Here is a 22,914-nt window from a genome sequence, read left to right as displayed (position 1 = left end):
AGAAATCACGATTTAAGATACAACGTGGCAGGGAAGTATCACTGTAAACCGACTTCCCTTAGACGGTTCGGACCAAAGTTCAATACTCCCGCCGGATTTCTCGACAATCAATTGACAAATGGATAGCCCAAGTCCTGTCCCCTGTGCAAATTCATCCTGTTTGTAGAAGCGGCTGAAAATAATACGTTGTTCTTCTATAGGAATACCAATACCGGTATCCTCCACATAGATACGTACCTGACTTTCTTCGGGTACATAGCAATAACCCAATTTAATATATCCTTCTTTTGTGAATTTGGACGCATTGTTCAGAAAGTTAGTCAACACTTGTGTCAAACGATCCTGATCTACTTCTATTTCTATCGGAATATCATCCACCTCTTCAATAAAATCCAATTGAGCAGGAATCAATACCTTATGAGTCGTATAAACCTTATTAACCAATTCCGACACCTGGCATTTGCTCATTTGAAAAGTCATATTCCCCGACTCAATACGTGACAGTTCAAGAATATCATTAATAAGCTTCAATAACAGTTCACTATTCCGGTTGATGGTGTCTATATATTCCATTTTATCTGATTCTTCCAATTCATCATCCATAGCCAGAATATTTGCAAAACCGACAATTGCATTGAGAGGAGTACGTATCTCATGACTCATATTTGCCAGAAATGACTGTTTAAGTTCTGCCTTTTCAGCCAGACGACGCGCATCGTCCAATTCCTGTTCGCGATCTTTAATGGATTGAATATTTAATAATAAACCGGCAGTCTTAGCTTGCCCGGAGGCTGAATGGGAAGTTGTATAACGAAATTCCCACCACTGGTACCCCTGCCCATCAAAATCACATTTTAACTGTACTATTTTCTTTTTGGCCAATGGCAGATTCTCGCGGTTCAACTCAAACCGATTACGCTGATCGGGATGAACATAACTCTCCAATTCATCGATTGTCAACTTCCGGGGGACTTCATTTATCGATTTCCAGAAAGCATTTTCAAGTACAATACATTCATCCTGCAATTTCCAGGCATATGTATTCCCACCCTCAATAGACAGTGCCAGTGTTTCCTTCTCGTCTGCTAAGGCATAAAGAGCCATTTTCTTTCTCTTCTGCTCACGCAGATAAAGAAACATCAACAAGCTGAATATACTAAACAGCAATATGAAAATAAGCACCATTAATGTGATCCAGATACCCCTATACTGTTCTTTAAAAGGCATATTGATAAAATGATACTTCTCCGGAATCCTTTTCTTATCCCACTGCAATTGCTTCAGTACCTGCCAGTCTACCAAAAACTCTTTCTTACTCTCGCATACAGGTATATCTGCCGGGGAAGTTCCTTCAAGAATACGAACAGCAACCTTTACTTCCTCACCTGCTTGTATAGTTATCGGAGTGATATATCCTCCCAGCAACCTCTCACCATATCCGAATGCTTCATTGATTACCGTCATCCCGGGGCTGGCTGAAACATTTCCCATATTGACCGTCGTAAAGTCGCGCTTCAACTGTATATAACATCCATTGGGAACATATTTGCTAAGACTCCAAATAAGTGCACCTCCATAGGCATTATTACCTCGCGCAGCCATTGTATTGAAAGGTATATAACCTTCTTTCTTTACTAATGAATCTCTCTCTGCACTGCTATATTCAGGATGAACCACGCCCGTTACCTTTTCGTCTTTCAACTGCTCCTTCATATCATCTTGTATAGCCCTGTCGAGAAACGTTTTATCCAATATTGCAAAAGGACGCACATTTTCTCCAAACAATTCTTTCGCTACATGAAAATTTGTCCTGTAATCTATCTTATCATGAAATCCGGTCACGTTAGGATATTGTTTTATCAATTCCCAATTCGGATAATTAACACCGGCAAACACTATCGGAACCTGCTTTGCCAAAGGGTGTCCACATTTCAGCAATGAATAGGTAGCCTGATCCTCATTCACCAAAATCACCTCCGGCTTCCAGTCCTTTAAAGAATTAAGTAACCGTCTCATTCTCTCCAGTTCCGGTTGCTCCTGATAGCTTTCACAATCCAGATAGAGCGTCCTTATATCCGGATCAATGCCTAATTTATTAAAATCTTCCTCTATCAACCGGTTAAAGTCAGGATAGGCAGCATAACTGAACTCATAAGAATGAATAACCAGTATACGACGCACCTCCTTTTCTGAACAGCCAGTAACAGATAACAGCAAAAAAAGCAGATATGTAAGTTTAAGAATTTTCTTATACATGTGTTTTTTACTAATTAAAGATATAACGTATACCAAACTGAAGCTGCCAGCAATTACCAGACAAACGATTGGGCATAAACGTTTCTGAAGGTAGTGTAACTATCCCGTCATTCGTCTGCGTCACCATAGTATAAACCGGCTCGTTTGTAGCATTTACTCCCTTAAAGTTCAACAACTTATTAGTTCTGACACTCTTTGACACTCCCCAAGAACTATTCAACAAATTACCAATATTCATGATATCTACACTAAACTGTAAAGTATTCATTGTCTTCCCGGCTTTTACCCGAAAATCCTGTGTGAGACGTAAATCAATACGATTGACCCAAGGCAAAAAGGCCCCATTCGTTTCGGCATATTCTCCTTTATGTTTTTTAAGATAAGGATCCTGATTTACAAAAGCCCAGAAAGCATCCCGTTGCTCTGCGGCTGTGAAGATGCGATCTCCTACTTTCTGGTCTTGGAAGTTCAGTTCCATTGAGCCGGACGGAATATACATCAAGTCAAAAATATAGCCATCGTTATTCATATCATTATCGTACAGATAAGAATAAGAACCTTCACGCTGTCCGGTATAGAAAAGAGAAACAGACGTTGCGTAATTATCTGCATACCGTATAGCATACGATGCTTCTGCTATCAACCGGTGAGGAGAATACAGATAGGAGGCATTATGCAAAGTCAGGTAGTTGGCTCCTTGCACAGAAGGTTCCTGTTTCCAGGCCCCATCTATCTGATTACTCTGATTATTAGAAAGTGTGCGCGAGCAAGTATAAGTATAGGATGCCATCAGATTCAATCCTTTTACCGGCATCATATGCAATGCAGCACTCAGGTTATAACTATATCCTTTATTCGTATTCGTCATCAGCATAGCATCCGTAATTTCCGGATGAATGTATTTCTCATTATTCCCCGGATAAAGATAACGTTTGTCGGGACCTGAAAAAGTAGACATCTTCGGATCATCCGGAGCTATCACATTAACATTCTGCTGTAGGATAGCATTGATATCTTTGATGAAAGTTCCTTCCAGAGTCATATCTGTCTTAAAGGGTAATGGCAACTGACAGTCCAGGGCCATTGATGTTTTCCATACCTGAGGAGTCTTGAAATTACGGTCGATTGTAATAATATTGTTTACAGCTCCGGGTTCTGTCGGGAAACGATCGGGAAATTGAGGAGCTACTTCCTGTAACACTTGTTGCGGCATTCGTATGCCTCCGGCCAGAGCAGCAAGCAAAGGATCTCCCACAGTGGTTGTCGAAACGGTTGTTTGCAGCATACCACTTCCTTCCTGCATCTTTGAAAGAAATATTAAAGGAAACCGACCGGTAAAAAGCCCCGTACCTCCACGCAGTTTGAGCCGGCTATCACCTAACAAATCATAATTAATACCCACTCTCGGAGAAATAAGCGGAGTGGCTTTAGGCCAACTACCGGTACTCAGCGTCTTTCCGTTAAAATCGTATCCGGTAATAGAAGGATTCTCATATCGCTTATTTACATAGAAAGGAATATCCATACGAACACCATACACAAGTTTCAGACGGGAAGATACATTGTAATCATCCTGTGCATATACCGAAAACTGATTGTAATGTACAGGCGATAATGCACGGTCTTCTCCTGTCAGTGAATAGGTCATTGCAAAAGCAACCGGAGCCATCCGGTTGACAAAGTCATCATAGCTGGCATACCGGTAATATCCCGCTCCATAACGCATGTAGCAGTTGGATACATCTTGTGATTCAAAGCTAAATCCCGTACCCAAGTTATGGGCTCCTATCTGCACGGAAAAATGATCGGTAATAGCCCATACTTTTTCTGTAATGCCATTTCTCCATGCATGCTGGTCATAACCGGCATTCATGAAAGCACGGTTTGTCCCTCCTTCATCGGGTTTCATAATATCTACTGTCGGGAAGTCTCCGTTACATTCACGTTTGTTACCATCATTAAAAGTAAAGCTTACCAATAGTTTATTATTCATCATCATCCCCAATCGGCTATTCAATTCAGCTGTCAAAGAGTTCACATTATTCGACTGCTTCCAGGTCGAATTTCGGAAGGTCATAGAGTAACGGCTCACCGGAGCCCCATTGATATTTAAAGCTGCGCCCACTACATTATTATCTTTCTGCTGAGAAGTATAGTTATAACGTACCATGAGTTTATGGCGTTCTGAAATATTCCAGTCCATACGCGCCATTGCACGGTAAGTATTTGTTCCTCCGCTAAAGTCCGTCCATGAACCTGTATCATAGCCATACATTGTTTTCAGATCATTGGAAAAGCGATGCATGTCCGCATCGGTAACACGAGATATCAAATGTTCTACGTCTTCTCTCCCATCAACAGAAAGTTTCCATTTATGCATCGGCTTCGGTTCATTCTCATACTCTCCATTGATAAAAAAGAAAAGCCGGTTCTTCACGATTGGCCCTCCCAAAGTAAAACCATAAATATTACGCCGCTCTTCCGAACGTTCACCCAAATCTTCCCCGTCCACTTTATTTCCACGGAGATTCTCGTTCTTAACATACATATATCCGGAACCACGAAACTGATTCGTACCACTCTTGGTCACCGCATTAACAGATGCTCCGATAAAGTTAGTCTGCCGCACATCATAAGGAGCAATACTCACCTGAATTTCATCCAGTGCATCTATGGAAATCGGATTACCGCCACCCGGTAAGACAGCTCCATCCAGTCCCATACTATTATTAAAGTTTGCTCCATCAATACTATAATTATTCATTCGCTGATCCCGTCCTCCAAAGCCACTGCCATTGGCATAAGGTGATAGCTTTGTTATATCACTCAAACTACGGTTAATGGTTGGCAACCGATTGATATCCTCAATAGTTATATGTGTGGAAGCACCAGTTTTCTCACCGGCAAACTTTGAAGACATTCCTATCACTACCACTTCATCCAGCTCTGTCGACGAACTCAACATAGCATTACATGAATAATTCTCAGCCAACCTTAAATAGATATCAGTAAATACAGCTCTGCGATGACCCACATAAGATATCTCAATCCGGTAAGGTCCGCCGATACGCATCCCCTGCAACTGATAATTTCCCTGAAGATTAGTGATAGTCCCATAATGGGTTCCCGAAGGTTCATGAACAGCCATAACAACAGCACCGGGTAACGGTTCTTTATTTTCATCTGATACAAGACCACTCATTGAAGACGTAGTGACCTGAGCATAACCCACTGTATAGCAGAATAAACAGCAAATTAGAAGTATTATTTTGTTCATGCTTTTCACTTTATAAAAAAGATAAACGATCTTTTATCTTCTTTATGATAATTGCGACAAAGATAAATAAATTTCGCAAGAAGAAAGGACCTTCTTAAAAAAAATCTTATTATTCATATACAAAGAAAATACTGAGTAACAGACAGCCATTTTTCTCACATAAAAAAAGTCCCGAACAAATTGCCCGGGACCTTTTTTATGTAAAAAGAATAGTTCGATCAGCGTTTACCCAACTGAGCATCAATAAAGAAGACACCTGCATCACCTGCACGTTTCAACTTATCTACAATCTCCATAGCAGTAGCTTCTTCTTCTACCTGCTCACGAACAAAGCCCCAAAGGAAATCCTGTGTTGCATTGTCTTTTTCGGAAGAAGCAATGGCTACCAGGCCGTCAATCATTTTAGAAACATGGCATTCATGTTCATATACATGCTCAAAAACTTCCAATGGCGTACCCCATCCGGTAGGTACCACATCGATTTTGTCTACTTTTGCTATACCACCACGTTTTATGATATAACCGGCAATAGCATAAGCATGCTCCATCTCTTCCTGTGATTGCTTTTTCAACCAGGAAGCAAAACCGGTATACCCTTCTCTTTCAAGATGGAAAGACATAGATAAATAAAGGTTAGCAGACCACATCTCTGCTGTAACTTGCTCATTCAGAACTTTCTGTAATTTCTCTGTCATCATAATAATTATATATTAGTGAATTAAACTTTTTACTTTGATTTCACAAGAAATATAAACATCGGTAAATCACTACCTGTAAAATCAGAATCCATTTTATATAAAAACAATTGACGCTTCTTATTTGTTCTAAACAAATTTAATTTTTCATACTAATTCATCCGATGTATACCCTTTCGGCAGTTCACGACAATTATAGGATGAAGCCATAATTTCGCCATATGCACCCGCAGAACGGAGCGCAATCAGGTCACCACGTTTCACTTTATTCAAATCGATCGCTTTACCGAAAACATCGGACGATTCACAAATAGGACCTACTACATCATAAGTCTGCATCGCCTCATCAGAAGTAAGATTCTCCATCTTGTGATGTGCCTGATAAAGTGCCGGACGAATCAAGTCCGTCATTCCGGCATCGAGAATAGCAAATTTCTTATTGGTGCCCTGCTTCACATACAACACCTTAGAAACAAGCGTACCACACTGCCCCACTACTGCACGTCCCAGTTCAAAATGCAATGTCTGATGCGGACGCAACTTCAACTGACCCGCATAGGTAGCAAAATAAGCCTTGAAATCAGGAATTGACTGACGATTGGGATGATCGTAATCAATACCGAGTCCACCACCCACATTAATATGCTTTACAAAAATCTGACGTGCCTCAAGTTTATTCTGCAATTCGTTTACCCGATTACAAAGAGCAATAAAATCACCCATATCGAGTATCTGCGAACCAATATGAAAGTGCAGACCGATAAAGTTGATATGCTTCATCCCCAAAGCCACATCTATCACTTTGTCCATATCTTCCATACTGATACCAAACTTATTCTCAGCAAGTCCGGTAGTGATATTTGCATGGGTATGTGCACCTACATTGGGATTGATACGAAAAGCAACATTTGCCACTTTTCCTTTGGCAGCAGCCAGTTCGTTAATAATCTCCAGCTCGGGGATAGATTCTACGTTAAAACAGAAAATATCATAATCCAATCCAAGTTCAATCTCCCAATCGGCTTTACCCACACCGGCAAATACAATCTTCTGTGCAGGGAAACCAGCTTTAATAGCTGCACGTATTTCGCCCCCACTGACACAATCGGCACCCAATCCACTCTCACGAATGATGGTGAGCACCTTCGGGTTTGCATTTGCTTTCACAGCATAATGTACGTCGAAATGTTCATAACGGGCTACTTCTTTATTGATAGCAGTCAGTGTGTCACGCAGCACTTTTGTATCATAATAATAAAAAGGGGTACGCAACTCACGAAATTTATCAATAGGGAATATTCCTTTCATAAAAGATACTTTGTTTTAGGTCTACCACAGAGAGGACAGAGGGCACAGAGTTTGAATTTCTTTTAATACTCTGTGTCCTCTGTGCCTTCTTATAGTAGATATGTGATTATTATTTTCCGTTGAACAGCATATCACTCAACGATTGTAACGCTACCTTCTTATCGCACTCACGGATAAGAAAAGAAATGTTGTAATTACTACCACCGAAGGAAATCATACGTACCGGAATATCACGCATCGCATCAAGTGCCTTGGCTTCAAAGCCTACATTTTCCCATTCAAGGTCTCCTACCACACAAATGATACACATGTCTCTATCAACCGTTACCGTACCATATTTCTTCAAGTCGTCCAGTATCTCGTTCAGATGCTTGGTATTATCTACGGTAACAGACACACCCACCTCTGAAGTACAGATCATATCAATAGACGTCTGATAGCTTTCAAAGATTTCAAATACTTTACGCAAGAATCCGTGAGCCAGTAACATACGGCTGGATTTAATCTTGATAGCAGTAATATTCTCTTTAGCAGCTACCGCTTTGATTTTTCCTTTCTCCGTATCGTTAGAGATCAATGTACCTGGAGCATCAGGAGCCATAGTATTAAGCAGACGTACCGGAATATTGGCATACTTGGCTGGCTGAATACAGGTAGGATGAAGAATCTTGGCACCAAAGTAAGCCAACTCAGCAGCCTCCTCAAAATGCAACTGACGCACCGGAGAAGTCTTGTCCACGATACGCGGATCATTGTTATGCATCCCATCGATATCTGTCCAAATCTGTATTTCAGAAGCATTGATAGCCGCACCAATCAAAGAAGCAGTATAGTCGCTACCGCCGCGTTGCAGGTTGTCAATCTCCCCATAGGCATTACGACAAATGAAACCCTGTGTAATATAGATCTCTGCATCCGGATAGAGTTCCAACTGTGCCAGCAATTTCTCCTTGATATAGATAGGATCGGGCTCTGCGTTTTTGTCAGTACGCATGAATTCTAAAGCCGGAAGCAGTACAGACTTCACGCCACACTCCTGCAAATAGAAGTTTACCATGGCGGTAGAAATCAGCTCGCCTTGTGCCAGCACTACTTTCTCTTCGAACAATGTGAAGAGATCCTTCGTATACGAACGAATGTAGTCGAAATGAGATTTGACAACTTCCAGAGCTTTCTGTTTATATTCCGGGGTAGCATAAAGTTCATCAACGTGCTGTTTATATTTAGATTCCAGCTTATTGATAATCTCGTTGGCACCTTCCGGATTCTTCTTGTACAGATAGTCGGAAATCTCCACCAATGTGTTTGTTGTACCCGACATAGCCGAAAGAACAACAATCTTTTTTTCACCATCGGTAATCAATTTGGCTACTTCCTTCATCCGCTGTGCAGAGCCTACGGAAGTTCCTCCAAACTTTAAAACTTTCATTTTCGTTACTGTATTAAAATTAGTATGTATATTAATTATTTTTCTCTGTAAATTCATCCGTCACATCATTGATATGATGCTCCGAACACCGGTATACACGTCCGGGATATTCGCGCAATAATTGCAGATTATGGGTAGTCATCACTACAGATGAACCCGATTCGCAAATACTATGCAACAATTCCACAATGGCCTTTCCTGTTTCCACATCCAAGTTTCCTGTAGGTTCGTCTGCCAGAATAATAGCAGGTGAATTTAGTACGGCACGTGCAATAACAATACGCTGTTGCTCACCTCCGGAGAGTTCGTTAGGCAACTTGTAACCTTTGTTGCTCATGCCTACCAACTGCAATACTTCTTCAATACGCTCCTTTATCTCCTGTTTATTCTTCCAGCCGGTAGCACGAAGCACAAACTCAAGATTGTTATATACGGTACGATCTGTCAGCAACTGGAAGTCCTGAAAGACAATACCAAGTTTACGCCTCAGCTGTGGGATGTACTTACGTTTGATCGTTTTCATATTATATCCCAGCACTTCCGCTTCACCATCAGCGATATCGAGTTCACCATAGAAGGTTTTGAGCAGGCTCGTTTTTCCCGACCCTACCTTGCCTATCAGATATACAAACTCACCTTTGTGCAACTGTAACGTAACGTCACTCAGCACGCAAAGTTCTTGCTGATGTATCTCTACATTGTTATATGTAATCAGTGCTTCTTCCATGAGGCGCTATGTCTTACCTGCAATTCGCGTGCCAGGTCTTCGATGCGATAGCCTTTAGAAGTTAGCAGCACGATGAGGTGATATATCAAATCGGATCCTTCGTAAATCAACCGTTCATTGGTTCCATTAGTAGCTTCTATAACTGTTTCTACCGCCTCTTCGCCCACCTTTTGAGCTATCTTATTGATACCCGATTCAAAAAGGCTGGTAGTATAAGATTTCTCCGGCATCTCTTCGTGACGCTTATCAATGAAATCCTGCAGCAGTTTGAGAAACATTACAGGTTCTTCATTCTTTTCGCCCCAACAAGTATCTGTACCTGTATGACATACAGGGCCAACCGGATTAACCTGAATCAACAGTGTGTCATTGTCACAATCGGCTTTGATAGAAACCACATTCAGGAAATTACCGCTCTCCTCTCCTTTGGTCCAGAGACGATTCTTGGTACGGCTGAAAAAAGTTACTTTCCCGGTCTCTACTGTCTTGTCATAAGCTTCCTTATTCATAAAACCAAGCATCAGCACCTTACGAGTGTCATTGTCTTGTATGATAGCGGGAACAAGCCCATTCATTTTATCAAAATCCAACATTTTATTTACAATTTATTCCCTACGGTCATGACCATTATCTATTTTTTAACACATAGGTACGTTAACGATTTACGATTTACGATTGAAATTACTTCTCCCTTCTCCCCTCTCAATTCTCCCTTCTTACAGTAATTCCCTGGCTGCAAAGATACGATTTTAAATCGGGAATTTTGATTTCTCCGAAATGAAAAACACTGGCAGCCAGCGCAGCATCTGCTTTGCCAAGAGTGAAAGCATCCCGGAAATGTTCCATCGTACCGGCCCCTCCCGAAGCGATAATAGGTATAGAAAGTTGCCCGGCAAGCGAAGCAAGTGCTTCATTGGCATATCCGGTCTTCACACCATCATGATTCATGCTGGTAAAAAGTATCTCTCCGGCACCCCGTTCCTGAGCCTCTTTGGTCCATGTCAGCAATTCTTTATCAGTTTCTATACGGCCGCCATTCAGGTAACATTTCCAACCATTTTCAGTCATCTTAGCATCTACGGCAAGCACGCAAACCTGCGAACCGAAGTGCTTTGCTATATCATCAATCAATTGCGGATTACGAATGGCAGAAGAGTTTATAGATATTTTATCGGCACCGGCATTCAGCAAACGATCCACATCACTCAATTCATTGATCCCTCCTCCCACTGTAAAAGGGATATTAATATTAGCAGCAATTCGTTTCACCAATTCGGCAAAGGTCTTACGTCCTTCATGGCTGGCGGTAATATCAAGAAAAGTCAGTTCATCAGCTCCCTGTTCGCTATAAGCACGTCCCAATTCAACCGGATCACCTGCCTGACGGAGGTTGACAAAATTGGTTCCTTTTACAGTCTGCCCATCTTTTATATCAAGACAGGGAATAATTCTTTTTGCTAACACGATACTAATATTTACGATTGGACAATTTACTATTTACGATTGAAAATACTATAAAAAACGGTAGAGATCTTTCAAGGTGATATGTCCTTCATAAAGCGCTTTGCCGAAAATAACGGCAGGCACTCCGGCTTCATGGAGGGCTTCAATATCATCCATGTTACTGACTCCACCACTTGCTATCAGATAAAGAGTGGGGTGTTCAGCAAGTATCTCTTTATACAGTTCAATAGAAGGCCCGGCAAGCATACCATCACAACTGATATCCGTACAGATCACTTTCTCTATCCCTTTATGGATGTACTCTTTCAGGAAAGGGAAAAGATCACAGGCACTCTCATCTTTCCAGCCATTGACAGCAATCTTATGGTCTTTGACATCGGCACCAAGAATAATTTTCTCACTGCCATACTTGTCTATCCAACGGCAAAACAGTTCAGGATTCTTCACAGCTATACTTCCTCCGGTTATCATCTCTGCACCACTCTCAAAAGCAATAATAAGATCCTCGTCACTCTTTACCCCACCACCAAAATCGATAATAAGAGAAGTACGGGCAGCTATTTGCTCTAACGTGCGGTAATTTACCACATGATGAGAGGCAGCCCCGTCAAGATCTACCACATGCAAGCGACGAATACCGTTGGCTTCAAACTCCTTGGCCACTTCCACCGGGTTCTCATTATACACCTTTTTACTGTCATAATCTCCCTGAGAAAGGCGAACGCATTTCCCATCGATAATGTCAATAGCTGGAATAATTTCAATCATATTATTATTTATAATTTGACGATTTACGATTTGACGATTGAAAATACATCAGACTGTACTCTCCATCGTATAATCATGAAAGTTATAGATCCAAAAAGTTTCTCAATATCTTCTCTCCTGTCCCACCACTCTTTTCAGGATGAAATTGTGTAGCATAATAATTATCTTTATGCAGAGCAGCACTGAATGGGTGTATATAATCAGTCTGGGCAGCCGTAAAATCACAAACGGGTACATAGAAGCTATGTACAAAATAGACAAATTCATCCTGCGTGAAACCCTTAAAAAGTTCACTATTCAGATGTCCTATCGTATTCCAGCCCATATGCGGTACCTTATCCTCATGCTTGTATGGGATAAAACGTTTTACCGGCACATCGAAAACTCCCAAACAGTCCACATCCCCTTCTTCAGAATAACTACACATCAACTGCATCCCCAGGCAAATACCTAACACCGGCTGACGGAGATTCTTGATCAATTCATCCATCCCGGTAGCCCGCAAGTGATTCATGGTAGTCTCAGCCTGTCCTACTCCAGGGAAAATCACCTTATCGGCAGCCTGCAACACCTCCTTATCGGCAGTGATCACAGCCTCCACTCCAAGACGCTTTAAAGCATAGTCTACAGAACGGATATTCCCGGCATTGTATTTTATTACTGCAACATTCATCCTTATTTAGTTGACAGTTGACAATTGACAATTGACAGTGAGTTCAAATAACCAGACGCTTACAACACAGCAATTGTCCACTGTCAATTGTCAATTGTCAACTAATTAAATATTACCGTTTTATTTTTATAAGCCAATACCTTGCGTTCGATATGCTTCTGCACGGCACGCGAAAGTACAATTTTCTCCAGGTCCTTACCCTTATTAACCAGATCTTCTATCGAATCTTTATGTGTGATGCGCACAACATCCTGTTCTATAATAGGTCCGGCATCCAACTCAGTCGTTACATAATGACTGGTAGCACCAATAATTTTCACACCTCTTTCAAAAGCAGCATGATAAGGTCTTGCACCTACAAAAGCCGGAAGAAAAGAGTGGTGAATATTGATAATTTTATTAGGATAAGCATTGATCATCTGCTCTGAGATAACCTGCATATAACGCGCCAGGACAATAAATGTGATGTTATGTTTAGCCAGCAGTTCCATCTCTTTACGTTCCTGCTCTTCCTTCGTCTCTTTTGTGATAGGGAAAAGGTAGAAAGGAATACCGAAACGCTCTGCCACATGCTGCAAATCGGGATGATTACTAATGATCAGAGGAATTTCCACATTCCACTCTCCTGCCGTATACCGTGCCAACATATCAAAAAGACAGTGCGACATTTTGGATACAAATATAGCCATTCGTGGTTTCACATCTGAGAAATAGAGACGGAAATTCATGCCATACTTCTGGGCGTAGAGTGTTTCAAAATAATCTTCAATCTTTTCCTGAGGAACCAGGAAATCTTTCAATTCCCATTCAATACGCATAAAAAAGATGTTTTCCACATGGTCTACGTACTGGTCCAGATAGATAATATTTCCTTTGTTTACCGTGATAAAGTCTGTCACCTCGGCCAGGATACCCGGTTTATCGGGACAGTGCAATAACAGTTTGGCAGTTGTCATCATTGTTTCTACTATTTTACTAATTCATGCAGCGTTGTTTCACTGCCTGCGATTTTAGCTTGCAAAAATAACTAATTATTGCAAAATAGCGAATAATTTGAGCAAAAAGTTTACTTTAAAAGCAAGAAATAGATCAGATAGAAAGATTGGAGCTCAAAATTCAAAAAGAAATAAAGAAAATAATGTCATCATTTTAAGGTATTCAACCGCACGACAGGCAGAAAAATATACATGAAACGAGATACAAAGATACAGATAGAGGCAAAACAGCACCATATATTACTGTATTACAAGCAATTAAAAACTACGTACTTTATAGATATAAACTATCTATTTTAATACTGCTTTAATTAGGTATTTAACGCACCATTAAATACGTACTTTTGCAGCACATAAAATCAATTGTCTAATCTACGAAGAAAATATATTAACAACACACACCTTTTGAAGCATTAGAATTCCTCTATTGAGAAAGAAATAAAAAGAATTTCTATTTTTTATTCCAACAGAAACACCTCATAATGAAGCACAAAGCAAAAAATGGCTATTTTATTCACAAAAAAACTTTTTGAAAGTATTGCAAATTACGTAAAAACAGCTACCTTTGCACCCGCAATCGAGAGAGAAAGCTGATTAAAATGAAATACTGGTGCGTTAGTTCAGTTGGTTAGAATACATGCCTGTCACGCATGGGGTCACGGGTTCGAGTCCCGTACGCACCGCTTCTTGATTTATCAAAGAAGTGTAAACAGTAAAATCAGATTAATCAAATAAATATTTGGTGTGTTAGTTCAGTTGGTTAGAATACATGCCTGTCACGCATGGGGTCACGGGTTCGAGTCCCGTACACACCGCAAAAATAAATAGTAAATTTAAGCAATCCTCTGTATTCACTTGAAATACAGGGGATTTTTTATTCTTTTCTAAATACGCCGAATGGATATGGCTGAAAAAGTGTTGGTTCGTGTGATTTCAGGAGATTACTTTTCGATAGTCCCCATCACTTTTTTTCTTGAAACCGTTACCAAGAAGTGTTTTTACAGAGATAACATTCTCTTCACAGGGATCTGCCACCATCTCTTTAGCTCCGATTCCAATAAGTTTTGCTTCCAGCAACTGAATGATAATCTTACCGATACCTTTGTTCAAATACCCCTCTTCGCCAATCAGGTAACCTATTTCATAAGTATGATTTTTCGCTGTAACATCGCCATACAATGACTTAAAGTCATGCCCTTCTTCCTCTAAATCTTTGATATAAAAACAATCGCCATAGAGACAATATCCGATTTTCCGGTCATAGTGATAAACGATGAAATGCGTCAAGAAACCGTATTTCCCGTTTCTTTCGCTTATCTCATATAACCAATCCTCTTTGTCACCAAACCATTTTTTGATATATTCTTTGTCAAGCCAACTTTCAAACAATGGTATATCTTCGTCTGTCAGTTGCTTTAATGTAATTTCTTCCTTATTTATTCCCATAGTGTAAAATACGTATTATTGCAGGTTAATAAAATATGCAATGAAACGACTCAAAAATCCTTCGCAAAGAAACTCTCAAAGCCCCTCAGAAGAAATTACCGGAAAGAAGATACGTTGCAGAATCACAATACTATCTTATACAAAATGTGTCTGTACAGAGGATGTTCAGGCTCCACTAACGGATGATTGAACTCTTTTATGCGTGTCATACCTATTTTTTGCATCACATGCTCTGAACGTTTATTAAGCAATGAAGTAAAAGAGACTATCTCTTTTAGCTTTAATTCCTCTTTTGCATAATTCAAACAAGCAATAGCAGCTTCCGTAGCATACCCTTTGCCCCAAAACTCGGGTAACAGTCTCCATAAGATTTCAACAGCCGGAACAAAGTCTACTTCAAATGTAACATTGTGCAATCCGACAAAACCAATAAAAACGCCAGTCTCTTTTTCCTCAACAGCGTATGCCCCAAATCCATATATAGTAAATTCCTCTTGTATTTGATTGTACAATGCAATCGTCTCTTGATAAGACAATTTTTTCAGAAAATACTCCATGACTTTATCATCACTGTTCAATCTGGCAAGATGCGAGATATCTTCCTCTTGCCAAGAACGGAAGATGAGGCGTTGGGTTTCAAAATATTGTTTCATCTGCTTTGTTTTTTATATCATTTCAATTGCTTTTCCTCTTTCCGGCATACACAGCCCATCAGGTGATCGTTAATAAACCCCGAAGCCTGCAAGTGAGCGTAACAAATCGTAGATCCGAAAAATTTGAATCCACGCTTTTTCATATCCTTACTCATCGCATCGGACTGGGGAGAAGATACAGGAATTTCGCTCAATGAACTAAAGGTGTTGACAATCGGTTTTCTGTCGGGAAAGAATGAGAGCGTATAGTTGTAAAAACTACCAAACTCTTTTTGTATAATGAGAAATTGCCTTGCATTAGTGATGGTTGATTTTATTTTCAGGCGGTTTTTCACAATACCATCAAACTGGACCAATCGTTGCACATCTTCATCGGTCATCTGTGCCACCCGCTCGACATCAAAATCACAAAAGGCTTTACGATACCCCTCTCGTTTTCTGAGAATGGTAATCCAACTCAATCCGGCTTGGGCACTCTCCAACACAAGAAACTCGAACAGTATTTTGTCGTCAGTCACCAATTGTCCCCACTCCTCATCGTGGTATTTTACATACAGTTCGTCGGTTCCACACCAACCGCAACGTCCATTTATTACATCTTTCATAAGCATATATTCTTTATTTTATCCACCGTTTGAATTTTTGAAAAAAGTTTTCAATGTTAATTATACGATTATTCTATTTCCGGTGCTTCCCAAACACCTGTTTTATTCATTCGATAGCTTTTCTCTATCTTTTTCGGAGTGTCAGCCCCTAAAGCATAAAGTATTTCACGAGTAAACTCCAAAGCGGAAAAGCCGTTAGCAGTTACAATATTACCATCTCTTACTGCTGGTTTATCGACATAGTGGCATTCGCCTTTATAGCCTGCTCCGCCATATTCTTTCAGATAATCCAATCCGTTGCTGGTATGGTTCACCTCATTCAGGAATCCGTGCATTCCAAGAAAAACCGAAGCGTTGCAGATGCCTGCAACCAGTTTTTTGTTCCTGATGGCATCTTCTACTAACGGGACAACAAGTTCGGCACCTGGAGTAAACCAGCTCATACCTCCGATTAATACTACTCCGGCATAATCGGCAGGAATATCATTGATAGTGTAATCGGGCAATACCTTGAATCCACCGCACGAGACAACAAAGCCTTTCGTTACCGATACCGTTTTAACTACATATTTGCTCTCACTTCCGGGCTCAACTCCCCAATTTAGGTTTGGAGCAATATAGGCTCCTTCCCAATCGGCAAAATTATCAAGCAGTACAAATAAAATCTCTTGTTTCATCCTTATATTTTTTGTTTAAAGTAAATCATATCTTTTAGTAATACCCCATCTTCAACCATTTGGTGATCGTAATTGTCAGTAAAAAAGTTTTCCACCAGATGGGAGTATTCAAAACCACAATTCGTATAAAAATTAACGGCACTCGGCATATCGCCCGTGCCAACTATCATTTGACGATACGTTCCAAGTAGCGGTCTATCACGGTCTCCTGCTCATCGGTAAGCAACAACAGATACAAAGACAGATTCCCACACGGCATCTTCAGAAAGAAGATGGGTTGTATTTTTCATTATCACTTTATTTAATTCTTTCATAATAGAGCATATCGACAAATTGACCATTTTTATATGCCCCTTTGGTAAAGATACACTTTAATGTAAATCCAGCTTTTTCAAGCACTTTTGCACTTGCTTTATTGTAGTCAAATGGAGTAGCGAAAAGCCGAACAACCTCCGTTGTTTTAAAATAATCTTCCACAGCTTCGCTCAGGGCAGCAGACATAATACCTTGCCCCCAATAATCTTCACCGATATAATATCCAACCTCTGCCGTAAACCGTTCAATATCCTCACTACGTGTAAATCCGATATTACCAACAACCTCACCATCCACAACAATACCATAACAAGTCAACAGTGGGTCATTTTGCTGAAAGTTGATAAACCACGCTGCATCCTGTGAAGTATATGGATAAGGAAGAGCATCACGTAAGTTGTCCCAAACTTTTTTATTATTCAATTGCCGAGCCAAACTGTCAGCATCATTATCCGTCAGTGGACGGAGCGAAAATTTATTATTATTATTCATATCATCACTTATTTTACCGCAACTATAAACATCTCACTACCAGACGTAAATTTATTATCACACAACAGTAGATAACTTGCCGCACAACAGCAAAATTTCACTGTCATTTTTTGAGTATCCTCTTTAGATAGTCGATATTCAGCAAATTCACTGTCTCAAAAACTCCTTTATAAAACACAGCAAAATTATTGAAGACACAAGGTAATTCCTTGGCTTTTTGCAACGTATCTACTTGAATTAAAGATACAGGAAAGTCATTCATCACACAATACTGCGCTATCGTCTCAATGTATTGATAAACGTAGGGGCATTGCATATCATAATAAATCGTCAGCTCTTCATTCTCTATTTTCAGCTTTTTAGCATTTTGTGCAAATGTCGGTACAGTTCCGTCAAAAGAAAGAGCAAGCAATTCATATCCGTTATCGGTAGTATCAACCACCTCAAAACCAAATTTCTTTGCAAATGATTGATCGGAAAGCCAGTTCTTCTGTTTTTTTGCCCCAAGCATACAAATACCGGACTTCCCCTTTTCTCTGGCATCAGCCAAACAATACTCCATCAACGATTTCCCATATCCGTTTCCTTTCGGACTACCCAAAACCCATAAGCAATACATATAATAATAGTTGTCACCTATTATGGGAACCCAAGCTGTCTCAAGAGGTGCATATTCAATAAAAACCGTAGCTTTTGCATTTAACTTTCTAAAGACATGCCCCTCGTTTAGCCTGTCAGAAAGCCATTTTCGTTTGGCATCAATACCTGGGTGGGCTTTCTTACTACGGATAATGCAGCACAAATGCTCATTGACAAGGTTCTCCGTTGTTAAGTTTACAAAATCAGTATTCATATGTATCTCTTACTTCAAATTGGATATTATCAATATAACCGGTCACAATCATATCGCTTTTTTACCGATGTTGGCAGATTGTAAAATACAAATATAGTGAATTTATGCAGATCGCCTCTATTTATGCAAACTGTTTCTCAATAATGAATACCTCCTCTCTTTATGTTCCTTATCGACCGAAAGGCCTGAATTCAGCTATTCCAGTTAGCCAGGTTTTATTTCATGCAATCAATATATTACAAATGAATATCTGATGTTGAAGAAAAAATATAAAATATTTTGTATAAAGCCATCCTTGCTTTACTGAAATATACTACTTTTGCACGATATGAATCAATATATGAAAATCATTGTCCCAAAATTTAAATATATTCTTGGTTTTATTCTCTTATTAGGAACTTTCTTATGCGGATATAATTTCAAACAGTGGTATGTCATAAATCACCGGGTGAAAAAACAGATATCTCTCGTATATTCTTTTTCAAGGAACAGTGTTGGCTACGGAAATTTTGAGAAACTTATCACCCGGGAACTAAGAAAAAAAGGCATAGAACCCATATTCAATCAATTTTATCTCGACTGTAATCAATTCAATCCTGAAGTTTGTCTTAATAACATAAATAAATACCTCGACGGTATTAAAAGCAAACCAATGGACCTCATTCTCGCAGTAGGAGATCAGGCTACCTTTTCTTTATTATCAACCCGGCACCGTCTCCTGTCTTCTATTCCGGTAGTAGCCTGTAATGTACATTTCCCCGATGAAAAACTTATAAAAGAATACAGTACTAAAGATATTTATATTCTCAGAGACAGTCCGGACTTTAAAAGCAATATAGATTTCATACAATCATTACAACCTAAAGCAGAAATAGAAATTGTATACAATATTGACCTGACCACACTCGGACGTAAATCTTATGATTTATTGACCAAGGTTGTGGATAGAAGGAACGTACAAATCTTAGGTCATAAGTCAGCATATTCCATGGAATATGAATACAAGGAAATGAACGAAATGATGAAGTACTACAATCTTATGGCTGCCGTAGCAAACGACCGTATCAAAGTCAAAAAAGATAAGTTAACCGTAAGCCTTTGTCCTTTCCGCTATATAAAAGGAGCTTCTTTACTTGTAATGATGGAAAAGTCAAAAAGTGAACAGAAGAAAAAAGCATTTTTACTCGATAAATTTGATTCAATGTCGCTCCCAATAGTAAATGCCGTTAATATACCTTCTTTCAGTTGTATTTGCGAGGGGTTCGACGAAGGAACCAAGATTGTGGGTGGCTATATGGCTACAAAAGAAATTTCCGCTAAAGTTGCCGCTGATCTATCCGTGCAATTAATGAATGATGAAAAGACAGACACACCTAAAATAAGTGATTTGCCCAAAGAATATGTACTCGACTGGAGTAATATTTCGGCGTATGGCAAACAGGCTACCCAGAACATTCCCCCAAATGTACGCCTTGTCAATTATCCGCTTTATGACCACTATCGTGTTGAACTCTATCTCCTTGCAATGCTATTTATTCTTGCATTCATTATCGTATCGCTCAGCTTGCTGCGAATGCGAAAACGTTCTCGGATAGAACGCAAGAATCTGCAAATACTTGAAGAAGCTCATAAACGTTTAACGCTTTCTACAGATGGAGGTCAGATATCACTGTGGAACATGCAAGAAGATACCATTGAGTTTGATACTAATTATACGCGCTTAATGGGCTTGAAACAACGCTCATTCACCAAAGACGACTTTTTACAATATGCATACCCGGATGACGTACAACTACTGAGTTCATTTTATGAAACACTTTATCAATCTCCAGGTATGGAAATACAGCGGGCACGTTTTTGCTTCAGAAAAAATGAAGACGACTACCAATGGTATGAACTACGATGCCGTAGCCTGAAAAATGCACAGGGTGAAATGATACTGGCAGGTATTATGCAGAATATCCAAAAACTGGTAGAACATGAACAACAACTGATTTTAGCCAAACAAATGGCTGAAAAAGCAGAATTGAAACAGTCCTTTCTCAACAATATAAGTCACGAGATTCGTACTCCACTCAATGCTATTGTGGGCTTTACCAACATATTGGCAGGTGAAGATGCTGATGAAATAGACCGGGAAGAAAAAGAAAGCATGCTCGAAATTATCAATCTGAATAATGAACTGCTTCTAAAGCTAATCAACGATATGCTGGAAATATCACATTTAGACTCCGGTAACATCGATTTTGAAATGAAGAATGATGATATAACAGAGATTGTCAGAGAAATATATAAGCACCATCAACCATTGATTCAACCTTCCTTAAAATTCAGTCTTGAATTGGACAACTCACTCTTCTTGCCCGCCAACATAGATCGTATTCGTTTCACACAAGTTATTTCCAACTTCCTAAGCAATGCAAATAAGTTTACCCAATGTGGCTCCATCACATTAGGATGTAAAATAGATAAAGAACATAATGAAGTTTGCGTGTACGTAAAAGATACTGGCAAGGGAATAGATGAAAAAGAACTTATGATGATTTTTGATCGTTTCTATAAAGCTGATGAATTTGAACAAGGTAGCGGTCTGGGACTATCTATCTGTAAAGTTATTATCGAAAGATTGGCAGGGCGCATAGAGGTACAGTCGGAAGTAGGCATAGGTAGTTGTTTCGCAACAATTTTACCTTTAATCCCTCTCTCTTAAGAAGCATTTATTTAGATAAATTAAGGGCTTCCCAATAGGGATATTTTTATATATCCCGGTCTTTTTATATGAGAAGGTCAACATTCCCTTGAATAAGTAAGGTAATCCATAACTTCCTGTAAATATCCATATATTAATAAATAATGCATCAAATGAAAAAATTACTCTTAGTTTTATGTGCCACAATCGGATTATTGACCGGATGTGGTGATGATGAAAATGAACCTGTTATCCTCCAAGAGTCAGAAGTGACCTTATTCGATAAAAGCACCCAGCCTATTGCCTACATAAACTATGTAGACAAAGATTCTACAATTTATATGTGGGATGGCACTCCAGTAGCTTATTTTGATGGAAAAGAAGACATTTATCATTTCAATGGTCACTTTTTGGGATGGTATATAAATGGTGTACTATATGACACAGATGGTTATGCTGTTGCAGCCCAAAAAGGGATTGTAAGAGGAGAAATCATAATGAGTAACACTCACCTGGAATCAGTTAAAGGAGTTAAGCACATAAAATCTGTTCCCCATATTCATTCATTAAAACCGATAACCCCATCTTTTAAAGATAAATGGAGTACCCGTCCACTATCCCAGCTACTTCTTCAGGAAGACAATACCTCTACAGATTCTCCAATAAAAGAGAATCAATATTAGTGTCGGAACAGAGACTTCAGACCGTCAAATATTCCCGGAAGAGCAACAGTACCATGCATCTCTTCCGGAAACTTTTTATAAACAACCCGTAGATGCCGTTTTTCCATATCGGGGACAATCTTTATTTTCAAACTATCTGCCAGCGAAAACTGATTTAATTTCACTCCGGGACGTCGCTGAGTGGCAAAAGCAACATATAGCTGTTTACCTGAGAAATCCTTCCCAGACACTTTTTCCTCCCACTGTCTCAGGAAAACTCCCTGATCCCACCATAAGCTGGGATCTATTGCCATAAACGTATCAAAGGATCCGGGATGCCGGAGAAGCATCTCTAAAGTGAACAAACCTGCATACGAGTGTCCTACTAGAATATTGCTGCTACCACCCAACACTCTTTTCTCCACTTCAGGGCGCAATTCTTCCGTCAGAAAACGATAAAATTGCTCAGCCCCTCCTCCCTGCGGTTTATCTCCGGAATGAATCGTTCCATCCCGTCGTGCTGCCGAATAAGTGGGAGTAAAATCTCTGGTACGATCCGTATTTAATACAGCGACTACAATACATGGAGGTAAAGAAGAAACTTTGGAAGAAGAGAAAAAACGGGTAAATCCTACTACTGAATGAAAAAAGACATCCCCATCCAGTAAATAAAGAACAGGAAGGTTTCTAATCGAGTCCCCGGCCTGTCTTTCGGGTTCATACACCCAATAAGCCCTCTCCTCATTTAATATCTGCGAAAACAGGGTATGCCGGGTTCCTATATGGATAGCATCCTGTACTTGCACTGAAAAAGGAATTAGCCCTCCTATCGCAACAAGCAATATTATTATATAAACATATTTCATTTATCGGATTTTTGGTGCAAAGTTCATGGAAAATATTGAGTTTATCAATCCCCACTTTTGGGTA

General features: G+C 39.7%; 20 protein-coding genes, 2 tRNA genes and 1 pseudogene. 4 read left to right on the top strand and 19 right to left on the bottom strand.

What is annotated here, in order from left to right; translation table 11 throughout:
* Positions 1–12: 12 nt before the first annotated feature.
* From ACESQI_RS10450 to purU, 11 genes are all read right to left on the bottom strand, one after another.
* The gene (locus ACESQI_RS10450) at positions 13–2,256 is read right to left on the bottom strand and encodes an ATP-binding protein (RefSeq protein ID WP_373126017.1); all 2,244 of its coding nucleotides are present in this window, start codon (positions 2,254–2,256) and stop codon (positions 13–15) included.
* A gap of 10 nt (positions 2,257–2,266) precedes the next feature.
* Positions 2,267–5,533, bottom strand: a complete 3,267-nt coding sequence (locus ACESQI_RS10445) for a carboxypeptidase regulatory-like domain-containing protein (RefSeq protein ID WP_373126016.1) — start codon at positions 5,531–5,533, stop codon at positions 2,267–2,269.
* A 218-nt stretch (positions 5,534–5,751) separates the two neighbouring features.
* Positions 5,752–6,231, bottom strand: a complete 480-nt coding sequence (locus ACESQI_RS10440; RefSeq protein ID WP_002561504.1) for a ferritin — start codon at positions 6,229–6,231, stop codon at positions 5,752–5,754.
* A 144-nt stretch (positions 6,232–6,375) separates the two neighbouring features.
* The gene (lysA, locus tag ACESQI_RS10435; RefSeq protein ID WP_025867597.1) at positions 6,376–7,536 is read right to left on the bottom strand and encodes a diaminopimelate decarboxylase; all 1,161 of its coding nucleotides are present in this window, start codon (positions 7,534–7,536) and stop codon (positions 6,376–6,378) included.
* 109 nt (positions 7,537–7,645) lie between these two features.
* The gene (locus tag ACESQI_RS10430; RefSeq protein WP_002561502.1) at positions 7,646–8,965 is read right to left on the bottom strand and encodes an aspartate kinase; all 1,320 of its coding nucleotides are present in this window, start codon (positions 8,963–8,965) and stop codon (positions 7,646–7,648) included.
* Between the two features lie 31 nt (positions 8,966–8,996).
* Positions 8,997–9,692, bottom strand: a complete 696-nt coding sequence (locus tag ACESQI_RS10425) for a cell division ATP-binding protein FtsE (protein ID WP_007486789.1) — start codon at positions 9,690–9,692, stop codon at positions 8,997–8,999.
* A complete protein-coding gene (gene hisIE, locus ACESQI_RS10420) occupies positions 9,677–10,285 on the bottom strand; it encodes a bifunctional phosphoribosyl-AMP cyclohydrolase/phosphoribosyl-ATP diphosphatase HisIE (RefSeq protein WP_007486788.1) in 609 nt (202 codons plus the stop codon). The genes ACESQI_RS10425 and hisIE overlap by 16 nt, the downstream gene beginning before the upstream one ends.
* 109 nt (positions 10,286–10,394) lie before the next feature.
* Complete coding sequence (gene hisF / locus ACESQI_RS10415) at positions 10,395–11,156, bottom strand: imidazole glycerol phosphate synthase subunit HisF (RefSeq protein ID WP_002561499.1); 762 nt, start codon at positions 11,154–11,156, stop codon at positions 10,395–10,397.
* 48 nt (positions 11,157–11,204) lie between these two features.
* Positions 11,205–11,924: a 1-(5-phosphoribosyl)-5-[(5-phosphoribosylamino)methylideneamino]imidazole-4-carboxamide isomerase gene (gene hisA / locus ACESQI_RS10410; RefSeq protein ID WP_025867594.1), complete on the bottom strand. Its 720-nt coding sequence runs from the start codon at positions 11,922–11,924 to the stop codon at positions 11,205–11,207.
* Positions 11,925–12,006: 82 nt separating this feature from the next.
* Positions 12,007–12,597 (bottom strand): imidazole glycerol phosphate synthase subunit HisH, encoded by a 591-nt coding sequence (gene hisH, locus ACESQI_RS10405; RefSeq protein ID WP_373126012.1) that lies wholly within the window; start codon positions 12,595–12,597, stop codon positions 12,007–12,009.
* Positions 12,598–12,698: 101 nt separating this feature from the next.
* On the bottom strand, positions 12,699–13,556 hold the full coding sequence (gene purU / locus ACESQI_RS10400; RefSeq protein ID WP_025867592.1) for a formyltetrahydrofolate deformylase: 858 nt from the start codon (positions 13,554–13,556) through the stop codon (positions 12,699–12,701).
* 645 nt (positions 13,557–14,201) lie between these two features.
* Between purU and ACESQI_RS10395 the strand changes: the two genes are divergently transcribed.
* Together ACESQI_RS10395 and ACESQI_RS10390 are read left to right on the top strand one after the other, a co-directional pair.
* Positions 14,202–14,275 (top strand) — tRNA-Asp (locus ACESQI_RS10395).
* Positions 14,276–14,333: 58 nt separating this feature from the next.
* Positions 14,334–14,407, top strand: a tRNA-Asp gene (locus ACESQI_RS10390).
* A 118-nt stretch (positions 14,408–14,525) separates the two neighbouring features.
* Here the strand turns inward: ACESQI_RS10390 and ACESQI_RS10385 are convergent.
* The 7 genes and pseudogenes from ACESQI_RS10385 to ACESQI_RS10355 all read right to left on the bottom strand — a co-directional run bounded on the left by ACESQI_RS10385 (position 14,526) and on the right by ACESQI_RS10355 (position 18,633).
* Positions 14,526–15,038, bottom strand: coding sequence for a GNAT family N-acetyltransferase (locus ACESQI_RS10385; protein ID WP_373126011.1), 513 nt, complete (start codon positions 15,036–15,038; stop codon positions 14,526–14,528).
* A 122-nt stretch (positions 15,039–15,160) separates the two neighbouring features.
* A complete protein-coding gene (locus tag ACESQI_RS10380) occupies positions 15,161–15,691 on the bottom strand; it encodes a GNAT family N-acetyltransferase (protein ID WP_122200619.1) in 531 nt (176 codons plus the stop codon).
* A gap of 17 nt (positions 15,692–15,708) precedes the next feature.
* The gene (locus ACESQI_RS10375) at positions 15,709–16,296 is read right to left on the bottom strand and encodes a DNA-3-methyladenine glycosylase I (protein WP_025867589.1); all 588 of its coding nucleotides are present in this window, start codon (positions 16,294–16,296) and stop codon (positions 15,709–15,711) included.
* A 68-nt stretch (positions 16,297–16,364) separates the two neighbouring features.
* A complete protein-coding gene (locus tag ACESQI_RS10370; RefSeq protein WP_234130194.1) occupies positions 16,365–16,973 on the bottom strand; it encodes a type 1 glutamine amidotransferase family protein in 609 nt (202 codons plus the stop codon).
* Positions 16,974–16,975: 2 nt separating this feature from the next.
* Positions 16,976–17,143: pseudogene (locus tag ACESQI_RS10365) on the bottom strand (GNAT family acetyltransferase); the annotation flags it as partial.
* Positions 17,144–17,270: 127 nt separating this feature from the next.
* The gene (locus tag ACESQI_RS10360) at positions 17,271–17,780 is read right to left on the bottom strand and encodes a GNAT family N-acetyltransferase (RefSeq protein ID WP_195661105.1); all 510 of its coding nucleotides are present in this window, start codon (positions 17,778–17,780) and stop codon (positions 17,271–17,273) included.
* 103 nt (positions 17,781–17,883) lie between these two features.
* Entirely contained in the window at positions 17,884–18,633 is a 750-nt protein-coding gene (locus tag ACESQI_RS10355) for an N-acetyltransferase (RefSeq protein WP_025867585.1), read from the bottom strand.
* Positions 18,634–18,973: 340 nt separating this feature from the next.
* Between ACESQI_RS10355 and ACESQI_RS10350 the strand changes: the two genes are divergently transcribed.
* Positions 18,974–21,343: a sensor histidine kinase gene (locus ACESQI_RS10350; RefSeq protein WP_373126008.1), complete on the top strand. Its 2,370-nt coding sequence runs from the start codon at positions 18,974–18,976 to the stop codon at positions 21,341–21,343.
* Positions 21,344–21,495: 152 nt separating this feature from the next.
* The gene (locus tag ACESQI_RS10345; protein ID WP_373126007.1) at positions 21,496–22,005 is read left to right on the top strand and encodes a 4-fold beta flower protein; all 510 of its coding nucleotides are present in this window, start codon (positions 21,496–21,498) and stop codon (positions 22,003–22,005) included.
* Here the strand turns inward: ACESQI_RS10345 and ACESQI_RS10340 are convergent.
* Positions 22,002–22,850 carry an alpha/beta hydrolase gene (locus ACESQI_RS10340; protein WP_373126005.1) on the bottom strand — a complete coding sequence of 283 codons (849 nt, stop codon included), beginning with the start codon at positions 22,848–22,850 and terminating at the stop codon, positions 22,002–22,004. The genes ACESQI_RS10345 and ACESQI_RS10340 overlap by 4 nt on opposite strands.
* Between the last annotated feature and the right edge of the window lie 64 nt (positions 22,851–22,914).

Source organism: Bacteroides sp. HPS0048 (assembly GCF_964240755.1).
Taxonomy (GTDB): domain Bacteria; phylum Bacteroidota; class Bacteroidia; order Bacteroidales; family Bacteroidaceae; genus Bacteroides; species Bacteroides nordii.
The sequence above is the reverse complement of the archived record's forward strand: the minus strand, read 5'-3'. Positions and strand labels throughout refer to the sequence as shown.